The 15022-nt window shown below is 54.5% G+C and carries 7 protein-coding genes; all 7 read right to left on the reverse strand.

Annotation, left to right across the window (positions count from 1 at the left end):
- Positions 1-57: 57 nt before the first annotated feature.
- On the reverse strand, positions 58-2757 hold the full coding sequence (locus IPN95_23990; GenBank protein MBK9452428.1) for an HYR domain-containing protein: 2700 nt from the start codon (positions 2755-2757) through the stop codon (positions 58-60).
- Positions 2703-3167, reverse strand: coding sequence for an HYR domain-containing protein (locus tag IPN95_23995; GenBank protein MBK9452429.1), 465 nt, complete (start codon positions 3165-3167; stop codon positions 2703-2705). The genes IPN95_23990 and IPN95_23995 overlap by 55 nt, the downstream gene beginning before the upstream one ends.
- Positions 3110-4744, reverse strand: coding sequence for an HYR domain-containing protein (locus tag IPN95_24000; GenBank protein MBK9452430.1), 1635 nt, complete (start codon positions 4742-4744; stop codon positions 3110-3112). Before IPN95_24000 ends, IPN95_23995 begins: the two co-directional genes overlap by 58 nt.
- Entirely contained in the window at positions 4741-13365 is an 8625-nt protein-coding gene (locus IPN95_24005; protein MBK9452431.1) for an HYR domain-containing protein, read from the reverse strand. Before IPN95_24005 ends, IPN95_24000 begins: the two co-directional genes overlap by 4 nt.
- A gap of 29 nt (positions 13366-13394) precedes the next feature.
- A complete protein-coding gene (locus IPN95_24010; GenBank protein ID MBK9452432.1) occupies positions 13395-13994 on the reverse strand; it encodes a VCBS repeat-containing protein in 600 nt (199 codons plus the stop codon).
- Between the two features lie 61 nt (positions 13995-14055).
- Positions 14056-14646: a VCBS repeat-containing protein gene (locus tag IPN95_24015; protein ID MBK9452433.1), complete on the reverse strand. Its 591-nt coding sequence runs from the start codon at positions 14644-14646 to the stop codon at positions 14056-14058.
- A gap of 159 nt (positions 14647-14805) precedes the next feature.
- Positions 14806-15022, reverse strand: a 217-nt coding sequence (locus IPN95_24020) for a hypothetical protein (protein ID MBK9452434.1), incomplete at its 5' end; no start/stop codon positions are given.

Genomic DNA, 15022 nt, shown 5'->3' on the forward strand with positions numbered 1-15022 from the left:
CAAAACGGGAGGATACAACCCAATGCACCCTCCCGCTTCTGAATTCTTCGAATGATCTTACTGGATCACCAATTTGAAAATGGCCTGCAATTCGGGTTGACGGCGTGTGGTTTTCACCTTGACCGTGTAAGTCGCCCTTGCAATATCCGTCAAATCAAGTTCAGCCTCGGTGCGCAGATGCGAGAAATTGAACACTTTGACCTTGCGCCCAAACATGTCCCAAACTTCAACCTCCACCGGCGTTTCAATCGGCATATCGCTCAGCAAATGCACCATACCGGAAGTCGGATTCGGGTACAATGCCAATCCTGAAAGACCTTCCGCGGCATCGCCCATGCCGACCAAGCTCACAAAAAGGCTATCACTGATGCCATGGCAACCATTGGCATCGACGACAGCTACTTGGTACCATCCAGCTTGTTGCGGCTGCAAGGTTGGCCATACTGCGCCGAAGATATTGGATCCATTGAGCATCCATTGATAGGACGCATACGGATCAGTGCTCAGTGTTCCACTGTTGTTGGCAATCGGCGGCTCGGGATTCGGCACTTCGGTCACCACCACCGTCGGACTCGTCTTGGTACAGCCGAATCCGTTTGCAACGACAACGCTGAAGCTGCCAGGCGACGTGACCGTGATCGTTTGCGTTGTGGCACCATTGCTCCAATTGTAGGAAAAATAGCCCGATTGTGCGTCAAGCACCAAGGAAGTGCCTTGGCAAAGGAAGGCTGCAGGGCCGGGTATGATCTGCGGATTCGGATTGATGAAAGGCTGGAAGTTTACTACAACAGTATCCTTCGCAATGCATCCATTTGCATCCTCGGCATGAACCCAGAATGGTCCGCCAGCATTCAAAACTACAATCACCGGGTTGGTCGAGCCGGTGTTCCAGAGATAATTTACCTGCCCGGGCAATGCAGTCAATGTCAGTGCTACATCTTCGCAAATCGTCAATGGCCCATCCGCCGTAATCAAATTGTTGTCGACCACATGCTCCCCAACCACAATCGTATCCGAACCCGCGCAACCGAGAGCGGACTGAACGTCCAACCAATAGGTTCCGGGTTGCGTGATCGTGGTTATGATTCCGGGTCCGTTGGTCCATTGATAGGAAGCAAACCCCGAAGGTCCGGTGAGCACCATATTGATCCCTGGGCACATCATGGTATCAGGACCGATGTTGATGACCGGAAGTGCCTCACTTTGTACGGTCCACGAATCGGTGACCATACAGCCGAGACTGTCGCTGAGGGTTACGGTATAGGCTCCAGAAGGCAACCCGCTCAGTGAAGTCGTGGTGTCGCCTGTGCTCCAAAGGAGCTGATAAGCTGCACAATCATTGCCCCCGGCAGTGGTCACCATCAGGCTCGCGGAGGAGTCACCTGCACAAACGATTGGCGTGCCGGAAATCACAGCCGTCAGCGGCGCAGGCTCCGTTAATGTTGCACCCAAAATGGCAGTGGTCCCATTGGCATCGGTCACCGTAAGCGTATAACTACCGGCCCCTAATCCAACAAGCGAAGCGGTGGTGGCGCCATTGCTCCATAGATAGGTGTAGGGTAAACAACCACCATTGACCTGGGCAAACACCGATCCAGTGCTGTCTCCATGGCATGTGATATTGTAACATCCGGCCTCTGTCACGATCAGGTTGGTCACCAAAGGAACAGGATTTACAGTTACCACAAAACTACACGTCGTCGAATTGCCAGAGAGGTCGGTTGCCGTATAGACCACGGTGGTCGCGCCTACAGTGAAAACCGAACCTGGATTGTGAGTTGTCGTGACACTTGAAATTCCACATTCATCTCCAGGGCTAGGTGCATTCCAGGTATGCGTCATGGAGCAGGTCATTGTATCTGCAACCAAAATCACGTTGGATGGACATCCAGACCAAGTGGGGGACTGATTGTCGGTGATTACAACGGTAAATGAACAACTTGCCGAATTGCCCGAAGCATCCGTTACCACGAACGAATTGGTCGTGGTGCCGACAGGGAAGGACGCTCCTGAAACCAATCCGCCAACTTGCACCGAATTTGCTCCCGGACAGTTGTCCGATCCAATCGGCGCAGAGAAGGTCACGACTTTCGAGCAAAGCCCGGGATCATTGTTGCCGGTGATATTTGCCGGGCAGGTGATCGTCGGCAATTCGTTGTCGCTGATGACAACCGTAAATGAACAGGTTGCCGTATTGCCAGCCGCATCCGTCACAAGATAAGCATTCGTCGTGGTGCCAACAGGGAAGGCGGAGCCGCTTGGCAAGCCTGCGATCTGCGTGGTAGATGGTCCAGCGCAGTTGTCAGCGCCCACAGGCGCAGAGAAGGTCACGACTTTCGAGCAAAGCCCGGGATCATTGTTGCCGGTGATATTTGCCGGGCAAGTGATCGTTGGCAATTGGTTGTCGCTGATGACAACCGTAAATGAACAGGTTGCCGTATTGCCAGCCGCATCCGTCACAAGATAAGCATTCGTCGTGGTGCCAACAGGGAAGGCGGAGCCGCTTGGCAAGCCTGCGATCTGCGTGGTAGATGGTCCAGCGCAGTTGTCAGCGCCCACCGGCGCGGAGAAAGTCACGACCTTCGAGCAAAGCCCTGGATCATTGTTGCCCGTGATATTTGCCGGGCAGGTGATCGTTGGCAACTCACTGTCGCTGATGACAACCGTAAATGAACAGGTTGCCGTATTGCCAGCCACATCCGTCACAAGATAGGCATTCGTCGTTGTACCCACGGGGAAGGCGGAGCCGCTTGGCAAGCCTGCGATCTGCGTGGTAGATGGTCCAGCGCAGTTGTCAGCGCCACCGGCGCGAGAAAGTCACGACTTTGGAGCAGAGGCCCGGGATCATTGTTGCCGGTGATATTTGCAGGGCAGGTGATCGTTGGCAATTCGTTGTCGCTGATGACAACCGTAAATGAACAGGTTGCCGTATTGCCAGCCGCATCCGTCACGAGATAGGCATTCGTCGTCGTACCCACGGGGAAGGCGGAGCCGCTTGCCAAACCAGCCGTCTGCGTGGTGGTTGGTCCAGCGCAGTTGTCAGCACCCACGGGGGCGGAGAAAGTCACCACCTTCGAGCAAAGCCCGGGATCATTGTTGCCCGTGATATTTACTGGGCAAGTGATCGTTGGCAACTCACTGTCGCTGATGACAACCGTAAGCTGCATGTTGCCGTATTGCCAGCCGCATCCGTCACAAGATAGGCATTCGTCGTTGTACCCACAGGGAAGGCGGCGCCGCTTGGCAAGCCTGCGACCTGCGTGGTAGATGGTCCAGCGCAGTTGTCAGCGCCCACAGGCGCAGAGAAGGTCACGACCTTAGAACAAAGTCCATTGTCATTGTTGCCCGTGATATTTGCCGGGCAGGTGATCGTCGGCAATTGGTTGTCGCTGATGATCACTGTGAAGCTGCATGTTGCCGTATTGCCAGCCGCATCCGTCACAAGATAGGCATTCGTGGTCGTACCCACGGGGAAGGCGGCGCCGCTTGCCAAACCAGCCGTCTGCGTGGTGGTTGGTCCAGCGCAGTTGTCAGCGTCATTATTGCCCGTGATATTTGCCGGGCAAGTAATTGTCGGCAATTGGTTGTCGCTGATGACCACAGTGAAGTTGCACGTTGCCGTATTGCCAGCCGCATCCGTCACAAGATAGGCATTCGTCGTCGTACCCACGGGGAAGGCAGCGCCGCTTGCCAAACCAGCCGTCTGCGTGGTGGTTGGTCCAGCGCAGTTGTCAGCACCCACAGGGGCGGAGAAAGTCACGACTTTGGAGCAGAGGCCCGGATCATTGTTGCCCGAGATATTTGCCGGGCAGGTGATCGTCGGCAATTCATTGTCGCTAATGGACACGGTGAAGCTACAAGTAGCCGTATTACCGGCTGCGTCTGTGACACGGAAAGCATTCGTGGTCGTACCCACGGGGAATGCGGCGCCGCTTGCCAAACCAGCCGTCTGCGTGGTGGTTGGTCCAGCGCAGTTGTCAGCACCCACAGGGGCGGAGAAAGTCACCACCTTCGAGCATAGACCTGGATCATTATTGCCCGTGATATTGGCCGGGCAGGTGATCGTTGGCAATTGGTTGTCGCTGATGATCACCGTGAAGCTGCATGTTGCCGTATTGCCAGCCGCATCCGTCACAAGATACGCATTCGTCGTCGTACCCACGGGGAAGGCAGCGCCGCTGGACAAACCTGCAGTTTGCGTCGTGGTGGCACTTGGGCAATTGTCCGTGCCGACGGGCGCAGTGAAGGTCACAACTTTCGAACAAAGGCCTGGATCGTTGGTGCCCGTGATATTTGCCGGGCAAGTGATCGTTGGCAATTGCGTATCGCTGATCGTGACCGTGAAGCTGCATGAGGCGCTGTTGCCAGCCACATCCGTCACGCGGTATACATTCGTCGTGATACCAACGGGGAAGGCGGAACCGCTTGGCAAGCCAGCGATCTGCGTAGTTATTTGACCAGCGCAGTTGTCTCCACCGACGGGCGCAGTGAAGGTCACCACTTTTGAGCAAAGCCCTGGATCATTGGTGCCAGTGATATTCGCTGGGCAGGTGATCGTCGGCAATTCATTGTCGCTAATGGACACGGTGAAGCTACAAGTAGCCGTATTACCGGCTGCGTCTGTGACACGGAAGGTATTCGTGGTTGTGCCAACCGGGAAGGCAGCTCCGGAAGCCAAGCCTGCGGTTTGCGTCGTCGTCGAGCCAGCACAGTTGTCAGCACCCACCGGCGCAGTGAAGGTCACAACTTTCGAGCAAAGCCTGGATCATTGTTGCCCGTGATATTTACCGGGCAGCTGATCGTCGGCAATTGATTGTCGCTAATGACAACGGTGAAGCTACAAGTTGCGCTATTGCCAGCCGCATCCGTCACGCGGAAAACATTCGTCGTGGTGCCAACCGGGAAGGCAGCGCCGCTCGCCAAACCTGCTGTTTGTGAAGTTGATGGCCCAGCGCAATTGTCAGAACCGACAGGCGCGGTGAAGGTCACCACCTTCGAGCATAAACCTGGGTCATTATTGCCCGTGATATTTGCCGGGCAAGTAATTGTCGGCAATTGGTTGTCGCTGATGACCACCGTGAAGCTGCACGTTGCGGTATTGCCAGCCGCATCCGTGACAAGAAACGCATTCGTAGTCGTACCCACGGGGAATGCAGCGCCGCTGGACAAACCTGCAGTTTGCGTCGTGGTGGCACTTGGGCAATTGTCCGTGCCGACAGGCGCGGTGAAAGTCACAACCTTTGAGCAAAGGCCTGGATCATTGTTACCCGTGATGTTGGCCGGGCAAGTGATTGTCGGCAATTGATTGTCGCTAATGACCACCATGAAGCTACAAGTTGCGCTATTGCCAGCCGCATCCGTCACGCGGAAAACATTCGTCGTGGTGCCAACCGGGAAGGCAGCACCGCTCGCCAAACCTGCTGTTTGTGAAGTTGATGGCCCAGCGCAGTTGTCTGCACCCACAGGGGCGGTGAAGGTCACCACCTTCGAGCATAAACCTGGGTCATTATTGCCCGTGATATTCGCTGGGCAGGTGATCGTCGGCAATTCATTGTCGCTAATGGACACGGTGAAGCTACAAGTAGCCGTATTACCGGCTGCGTCTGTGACACGGAAGGTATTCGTGGTTGTGCCAACCGGGAAGGCAGCTCCGGAAGCCAAGCCTGCGGTTTGCGTCGTCGTCGAGCCAGCACAGTTGTCAGCACCCACCGGCGCAGTGAATGTCACCACCTTCGAGCATAGACCTGGATCATTGTTGCCCGTGATATTTGCCGGGCAGCTGATCGTCGGCAATTGATTGTCGCTGATGATCACTGTGAAGCTGCACGTTGCGCTATTGCCAGCCGCATCCGTCACGCGGAAAACATTCGTCGTGGTGCCAACCGGGAAGGCAGCGCCGCTCGCCAAACCTGCTGTTTGTGAAGTTGATGGCCCAGCGCAGTTGTCAGAACCGACAGGCGCGGTGAATGTCACCACCTTGGAGCAAAGGCCTGGATCATTGGCGCCCGTGAAGTTGGCTGGACAGGTAATCGTCGGCAATTGATTGTCACTGATCGTGACCGTGAAGCTGCATGTTGCCGTATTGCCAGCTGCATCTGTCACTCTGAAAACATTCGTCGTGGTGCCAACCGGGAAGGCAGCGCCGCTCGCCAAACCTGCTGTTTGTGAAGTTGATGGTCCAGCGCAGTTGTCAGCACCCACAGGCGCAGAGAATGTCACCACCTTCGAGCATAGCCCTGGATCACTGTTGCCTGTGATATTTGCTGGGCATGTGATCGTTGGCAGTTCATTGTCGATGATGGTCACCGTGAAGCTGCAAGTCGCTGTATTGCCCACTGCGTCAGTGGCCGTGAATGTATTCGTCGTTGTGCCAGCAAGGAATGTCGCTCCACTTGCAAGCCCAGACGATTGAACCGTTGTTGTCCCAGGACAGTTGTCTGTTCCTACGGGTGCTGAGAATGTCGCAACCGCACTGCACAAACCTGAAGCGGTATTGACGGTGATGTTGGAGGGGCAAGTGAGGACTGGCAAATCCGTGTCCACAACCGTCACCGTGGAGGAACAGGTAGCCGTAGCACCCGATGCATCCGTCACTTGGAATACATTTGTTGTCGTGCCGATGGGGAATGTGGATCCGCTTGCAAGACCGCTCGTGCGACTAGTTGTGGATGCGCAATTGTCAGTCCCCACTGGAGTCGGATAATAGACCGTCGCGCCGCAGTTGGGCGTCGTTCCGTTCATGATTTGCAGATTCTGGATGCAGCCGTTCAAGGCCGTTCCATTGCCAGAGTGATTGGTGGTAAAGTTGAGGTTGCCATTCGTAACCAATGCGCCGGTAGCAACAGTAAGTACTTCGACATGATTAATGAACAAACGCGCTGTATTGGCTGAAAAACGAATCTCTCCAGCATACCATGTATTCAGGCTCAGGATGGTCGAAGAATAGACCCTGTTCGAATTGTTGTAGGTCACACCAGCCTGACCCGCTTGGGAAACCCAGATCCCGAGCCATCTCCAACTATTCCCACCCAAGATCACAGGTGCGCCTGTGGCTGTGCCAGGATAGCCTGTGAGCTTAAAATCTACTTGCAGCGTAAAGTTGGCCGGATTCAAAGTGCCGATATTCGGCGTTACCGTATTTTGTCCATTTGGAAATTGCACAGGAATTCCATTGTGGCAAACGCCGTTTCCAGGCGTGGGGGCTGCTGGAGGTGTCGGGTTTCCACTGATCGTTGCAGCGCCAAAGTTTCCGGTCGCATCGGTGAGGTTGGTTTGCAGCGGGTAGGATGCCAGCAAAGTACCCACACCATTGCTGGTCGATATATTTGAAGGGCAAGTAATCACAGGCGCCACATTGTCGGTGACGGTGACGGTAAAGGAGCAAGTGGCTGAATTCCCTGATCCATCCGCCACAGAGAAGGTGTTGGTCGTGACACCCACGGGGAAAGCTGCGCCGCTGGCGAGTCCCGTAGTTTGGGTCGTTGTGCTCGCACAGTTGTCTGTGCCCACTGGAGTTGCATAGGTCACGTTCGCAGAACAGACCCCTAAACTGGTATTCGCACTGATGTTGGAAGGACAGCTGATCGTGGGAACGATGAGGTCTTGCACGTTCACAAATCCTGTGCAAGTTGCAGCATTGGCATTGACGTCGGTGACCGTGAGCACGACAGGCATGGCTGGGATCAATCCAATGTCATAAGGCAAATTCATCCCTGTCTGCAAGGTCACCTGATTGGAACCATTGAGATCACAGCGCCTGAGGCTATTTCCCCCCGAGCCATTTACCCAATATATCTTGCCTGCGGGGATATCCAATGTTAGACCTAGGGGAACACTTCCTGCAGCGGGGACGATCACCGTGAGGCCAGTCCCATCCAAGTTGGTGCGTTTGATTTGGCTAAAGCTGTAGGATGAAAAATAGAGCTTATTCGCCGCCACATCCAAATCCAATCCCACAATATTGCCTTGGCCAGTGACGATCGTTTGGATGCTTGAACCATCTAGATTGGCGCGTTTCACAGTTCCCAAGTTGGCGTCGGTCCAATACATCTTGCCATTGGTCAAGTCCAGCTTGATGATGCGGGAATAATCGGCATCGGTCGCCCCTGAAACGATGATTTGTGTACCGGAGCCATCCAAGTTGCAGCGCGAAATCGTATTTGCATTCGGATCTGCCCAGTAGATTTTGCCTGCCAAATGGTCCACAGCGATACCAAAAGGCTGCACGCCCGTCTTGATATCCGTCACGGTGCCGCCATTGAGGTGCACACGCTGTAGCTTGCCTTGGTTGAAGTTGGCGATGTACACGCTGTCTTTGGAAGGCACGACGGCAAGGGTATAAAGTGCCGCAGCCAGTGGATTAAGATTGGTGCGGTTGTTTCCAAGCAAATCTGTCTTAAAAACTCTGTCTGCATCACTGATGAAGAGCTTGCTGGTATTGAGGTTGTTGCATGTGAATGAGGTCACGCTCGGGTTCAGGCTGGCAATGCCACAGATATCTGAGCTGCCATTGTTGAGCATAGCGCCTGTGAGTGATGCCGTGCCCGCGCCATCCAAACTGACCGTAACGTTCTGGCACAAAGCCGTAGGTGGGGTCACGTCTTGGACTGTGACCGTTGCATTGCAGGAGCTGGTGTTGCCAGCAGCATCTGACAGCGTCAGGGTCACGGTATTGGCTCCAACATTGGCGCAAGTGAATGCCGTGGTATTCAGCACCAAACTTGTAATTGCACAATTGTCTGTGCTGCCATTGTTGACTGCGGCAGCAGTCGTGGTTCCGTTCCCGCCTGCGTTCAAATTCACCGTCACATTCTGGCAAATGGCATTTGGCGGCGTCACATCAATGGCGGATGCTTGGAATTCGTAGGCACCCAAATCATAGTCGAGGGTTCCCGGTTTAGCATTAAATGGACGCGTATTCCCCAAGAAATCCACCACAGGCATACCCGCAGTGGATCCGGTATCGATCGCCGGCGAACAAAGCGTCAAGGTCAAGTCACCGCTTCCCTGATTGGTAAAAAGCGGATTGATGTTGTAGATCGTTCCGCTCGGCGTCTGACCCTGCCAGATGGAATTCGTCACGGTCAAGGTACCTGAGCCATGTCCGATTTCGGAATTTGCAGGGACGTCGTTGTTATTCGCCAAATTGCCCCAGAAAATCGAGTTGTTGATCGTCGCATTCGAACTCGAATTGTTGTTGATGCCCCCACCCTGCGTGAAACCCAAGGCATGGTTATTGGCAAAAGTGGTGTTGCGAATTGTTAAAGTACCTCCCGTGTTGTTGTAGATCGCACCACCAAGTCCGCTCGTGGTGCGGTTGTCCCAGAATACGCAGTTCTCGATGGTCGAAGCCGTACCGTTGTTGTACATGGCCCCGCCGTGGTTACTGCTTGTGGTCACCAGATTTTGCCGGAATTCGCAGCGGGAGAGGTTAAATCCGCCTTGACCGTAAATCGCACCGCCGCCGCCGGCAGCCCGGTTGCCAGTAAAGGTGCAATTGTTGAAAGTATTCAGGGTTGAATAGAACTTGTAAAAAGCTCCCCCGGGGCCATTTGTTGCAGTGTTGTTGGTAAAGCTACAATTGGTGAATGTGCATCCGCCATTTCCCCCACTGATGGCTCCGCCACCGCCGCCACCCGTAGCCCGATTGTTGGCAAAGGTGCAATTGGTGAAGGTAAAGTTGGCAGTCAGCACATTCAAGTTGATGGCCCCACCGACGCCACCGACATTGTTTGTGAAGATGCAATTACTCATGGAACCTGTCGCATTGCCCTCGATGAGAATGGCGCCTGCATTGCTGTTGTTGTCAAATGTGCAGCCTCTCAGGACCCAGTTGGTGGGTTGGCGACCATCGATTCCGGCTCCAGTTTTGCCATAGTTGTTTCTCACGGTCACGCTGTCCAAACGTATGCTTCCCGTTGCGGCGAGGTTGATTCCACCAGCGCGACCATAGATTACAAAAACGTTGGCGCTGTCGGCGTTTCCTTCTTCGACGGTGAATCCACTCATCAAAGTCGCCGGGGTGAGATTACTTGCATCCACAACGGTAAAGCAGTTGTCGGTGCTGTCGATCGCGTTTCCGATGTCTCCTGAAAGAATGGTCCGATTCGCCGAAAAGTCCCGCTGCGCAAATGTGCCACCCCCATTCGGGAAGCCGCCGTAGTAGCGCACGCCTTCGACCAAGGTGAATTTGCGTGTACGTGAATAGCCCGGGCCTACGCTCGGCTTGTGCGTGCCTGCGGCCACAAAGACGGTGTCACCCGCACTTGCAATAGCTACTGCACTCTGAAAAGCGGTGAATGCATTGGCCCAGCTTGTTCCATCGTTGGCACCTGTTGCGGTATGGTCCACATAATAACGGGAAAGATTCAGTGCTTGGGATTCATACGCGCCCATGTCGCGTGTCACACCGCCGGGAATCGCATCAAAATTGCGGTTGAGGTTGTCGAGATCAATGGTGAGGGCATCGCTGTTGCCATCGCCTGTTGTATTTTCACCAGCATCGATGGCTGGGGAATTGGATGCCAAATGACCTGCGACATCTGAAAACTGCGGATTGACATTCAGGATCGAAGTACAGGTCGCGCCACCACCTGGGCAACCACCTTCAATGATGCAGCTGCGCAAGGTGATGGACCCAGCTCCTGCGATATGCGTGCCACTGCCGGTATTGCCCCAGACGATGCTGTTGAACAATCTATTGCTGCCGCCACTTTGGTAGTAGATCGCATTGCCGCTAGTGGTCGCCGAATTGCCTTTGAATGTGGCATTGTACATGTTGATGTTGACCACCGCATACACGCCACCACCGTTGGTCGTAGCGGTATTGCCGACATAGCCGCAATTGGCGATGACCGTCGAGGCAAAAGCATAGCTTCCGCCACCAAATGCCGCACTGTTGGATTCGAATTTGCACTGCCTGAAAGTCGGATTTCCGCCCGCGTCATGGTAGCTACCGCCGCCTTGGTCAGCTGCAAAATTGTTCCTGAAGGTACAAAACCGCGAAGCTACATAGCCTGAGGTCACAAAAACACCACCACCGTCGTTGTCAGGTGCAGCACCATCGGCACGTCCACGTTCGACAATAAAGCCGTTCAATTCACCTTGCTGTCCGTTGCAACGCACGACGTGGTAACTGTTGTCGGTATGGACACCTTGCGTTCCAATATCACCTGAGAGGATGGTCGGATTGGTGACCCAATTGCGTTGCGCCAATGTGCCCCCGCCGGTCGGGAATCCGCCAAGTACAACAACACCCGTTTTCATGCCAAAGCTCAAATTGCGGTTGCCAGGTCCTGCGAGATCGGGTTTGTAGGTTCCAGCAGCTACAAAAATCGTATCCCCGCTGACGGCTGCCGCTAATGCATTTTGGAGGTCAGTGTAGGCATTTGCCCAGGAAGTACCGTTGTTGGCGCCGACGGCGGTGAGGTCCACGTAGAGGTGGGGCAATCTAGCTGTTCCTTGCACTGCAAAGTCATACGTCGCCTCATTGCAATCGTCGCTCAGTACATTCACAGTAGCCGTCTTCAGACCTATGCTTGCAGGTGTGAAAGTCACCGTAAAGGTTGTGCTACCAGCAGCTGCCACAGTAGCGGGCAGCGTAATGCCGCTCACGGCAAACAGACCTGCATCCGCGCCGCCCATTGCAATGGCATTTACGGTGAGGGCTGTGGTTCCTGTATTGTTGATCGTGTATGTGCGGGCGAATGGACTTCCCACGTTGACCGTGCCAAAGTCGGTATGGTCGCCCAAGGCTGGCGACACATCGCCATCAACGATTGAAACGGAATTCCCAACCAAGTTGATATCATTCTCCCCGCCCAAACGCACCTGCACCGTCAACGCATTGGAGTTGGAGATCAACATATCTTGTTTGTTGTCGGCATTGAAGTCTCCCACGGCGATACCGTAGGGGGCCGTGCCGGCAGCGAAGGTCGTCGTGGTGGCAAATACGCCTGCACCATTGCCATATAAAACCGAAACAGTACCTGCTGCTGCATTAGAGACCGCAATGTCTTGGTTGCCATCGCCGTTGAAGTCGCCAACGGCAACATTCCTCGGACCGGTGCCGACCGCGATCTCTGTAGCCCCTGTGAAGTTGCCTGTGCCATCTCCAAAACGAATAGAAACACTGTTGGATCCGAAATTGGGAGCTGCAAAGTCTTGAAATCCATCTTCGTTGAAGTCGCCAATGGCAACGCCACTTGGTGCCGTGCCAACCGTCACGTTCGTCGTGCCGGTAAATCCGCCACTTCCATTGCCCAGACGGATGGAAACCGTGTTCGTTCCGCTGTTGGCCGTCGCAAAGTCTTGGTTGCCGTCGCCATTGAAGTCCCCAATGGCAGTGAACAAAGGATTTGGTCCCACGGCGATATTTGTGGAACCCGTAAAACCACCATTGCCGTCTCCTAAACGAATGCCGATCACTCCCGTTGTAGTTCCTATCGCCAGGTCTTGTTTGCCATCGTTGTTAAAGTCACCGAGGGCAACATTACGTGCCCCGTTGAGCGGCACGTGTGGGAGGCTGGCAAATCCGCCGAGGCCATCGCCCATTCGAATCGCCACTTGAGGCGTATTACTAGGGCTTGCACATGCAAAATCCTGATTTCCATCTCCGTTGAAGTCCCCGACAACGACGCTGTAGGGATCCACTCCCACGCCGACATTGGTTGTACCCGTGAACCCCCCCGATCCATTGCCCAGGCGAATTGAAACGGTGTTGGGGCTCTGATTTGCAGCTGCAAAATCTTGAATGCCATCATTGTTGAAGTCGCCGATTGCGACTGAATACGGATTGGTTGCAACACCAACGGTGGTCCCATTTGCAAACAACCCTTGGCTGCATGCTGGATCGGTCACGGTGAGGGTGAAGGTAGTTGTTGTGGATCCACCTACCCCGTCAGCCCGTACCGTCACCGTATAGGTTCCTCCTTGCTTTGCATCGGTAATCCTTACCACGCCTGTCGCCGGATTCACATGAAGCACCCCTGTGAAATTGGTATTCGTATAGGCGACGATGCTTGTGGTATTGGTGGGGGCTGCGCTAGGCGTGATGGTCGTGTTTCTGCCTGCTTGGAGCGAGGTGTTTGCATAGGTGCCCAAGGTAGGTGCAGGAATAATGCCAGTCCCTTGGACGGCAAAATCATATGCTGCTTCGGTGCAGTCGTCGTTGTTGACCGTAATGGTAGCCGTACGCAAACCAGCTGCGGTCGGTGTAAAGGTAACCGTAAAGGTTGCAGAGCCTCCAGCGGCGACCGTGGTAGGTGCTCCAGTAACGACAAATTCAGCAGCGTTTGTACCCGTGGAAGTTATCGAAGAGATCGAAATCGCTGTACTCGGTATTCTGAATGGTGAATACGCGCGCAAAGGGTGTGGACACAGCAACGGTGCCAAAATCAGTATGATCTGTCGTTGAAGGTGTTCATCCCCATCGACAATGGAAGTGGAATTACCTTGCAAGTTGATTTCTGCCTCTCCCCAATAGGACGGAACATTATTTGAGCTTCGTTCGCAGCGGCAAAGTCCTGCTTCCCATCCCCATTGAAGTCGCCGATCGCGACGGAACGAGGGTTTGACCCGACAGCCACGTTCGTAACACCACTGAAGCCGCCCAGGCCATCTCCCAATCGGATGGAAACAGTATTCGAGAAATAGTTCGCAGCGGCAAAGTCCTGTTTCCCATCCCCATTGAAGTCGCCGATCGCGACGGAAGCAGGGCCTGACCCGACAGCCACGTTGGTAACACCGCTGAAGCCGCCCAGGCCATCTCCCAATCGGATGGAAACACTATCGGAGCCAGCCATCGCAACGGCGATGTCCTGCTTCCCATCCCCATTGAAGTCGCCGATCGCAACTGAAAAAGGGCCTGACCCGACAGCCACGTCAGGAACACTATTGAAGCCGCCTAGGCCATCTCCCAATCGGATGGAAACAGTATTTGAGTTAACGTTCGTAGCGGTAATGTCCTGCTTCCTATCCTCATTGAAGTCGCCGATCGCGACGGGAAGTAGGGTTTAATGACAGCCAGGTTTGTAACACCACCGAAGCCGCCCCGCATTATCTCCCAATCGATGGAAACAGCATTTTGGTTGGAGCGTTCCCCTCGCAACAGCGATGTCCTTGCTTCCATCCCCATTGAAGTCGCCGATCGCGACGGGAATAAGGGTTTAAACCCACAACCACGTCTGTAACACCGCTGAAGCCGCCTAGGCCATCGCCCAATCGGATGGAAACATCAGCTGAGTTAGAGTTCGCAGCCGCAATGTCTTGCTTCCCATCCCCATTGAAGTCACCGATCGCCACGGACCGAAGGCCTGTCCCGACAAACACGCTGGTAACAAAACTGAAGCCGCCCAATCCATCTCCCAATCGAATGGAAACACTATTTGGCGAGGTCACAGCGGCAAAGTCCTGCTTCCCATCTCCATTGAAGTCGCCGATCGCGACGGAAACAGGGTTTGACCCGACAACCACGTTAGGGCTGCTGGTAAACAGCCCCTGACTGCAATTGGGATCTGTCACTGTGAGGGTGAAGGTGGTGGAAGCTGTCCCTCCCGGCCCAAATGCCTGGACAGTCACGGTATAAACACCAGCCTGTTTGGCATCGGTGACGGTGACCACACCGGTTGTCGGGTCCACATGGAGCACCCCCGTGAAATTGGTGTTTGTATAGCCACAATGCTGGTGGTGTTGGTGGTAGTGCTACACTGGAGTGATGTGGTGGTTTAGGCCCGCTTGGAGGGAGTAGCATGGTGTCACGGTCGGGGGCACCACCTGTTGTAATTCCTAATGAACCAAGGCCAAACCCTACGAATTTTGATAGGCAATGCCTGCTCCAGTTCCCATCGGAATCATGCTGGAAAACCTCCCCGCGCCATCGGATGCCAGAACTGCTGGAGATCCCCACGCAGTTCCTGTGGCATCATTGGCCCGGATGTATTTCAGCCGAACATTTCCGGCGTCATAATAGCTGATCGCCGGATTGCCATTGATGATCTTGAGCGAAGTCCACTGCCCAGCATTG

The organism is Bacteroidota bacterium (assembly GCA_016718825.1).
Classification (GTDB): Bacteria; Bacteroidota; Bacteroidia; order J057; family JADKCL01; genus JADKCL01.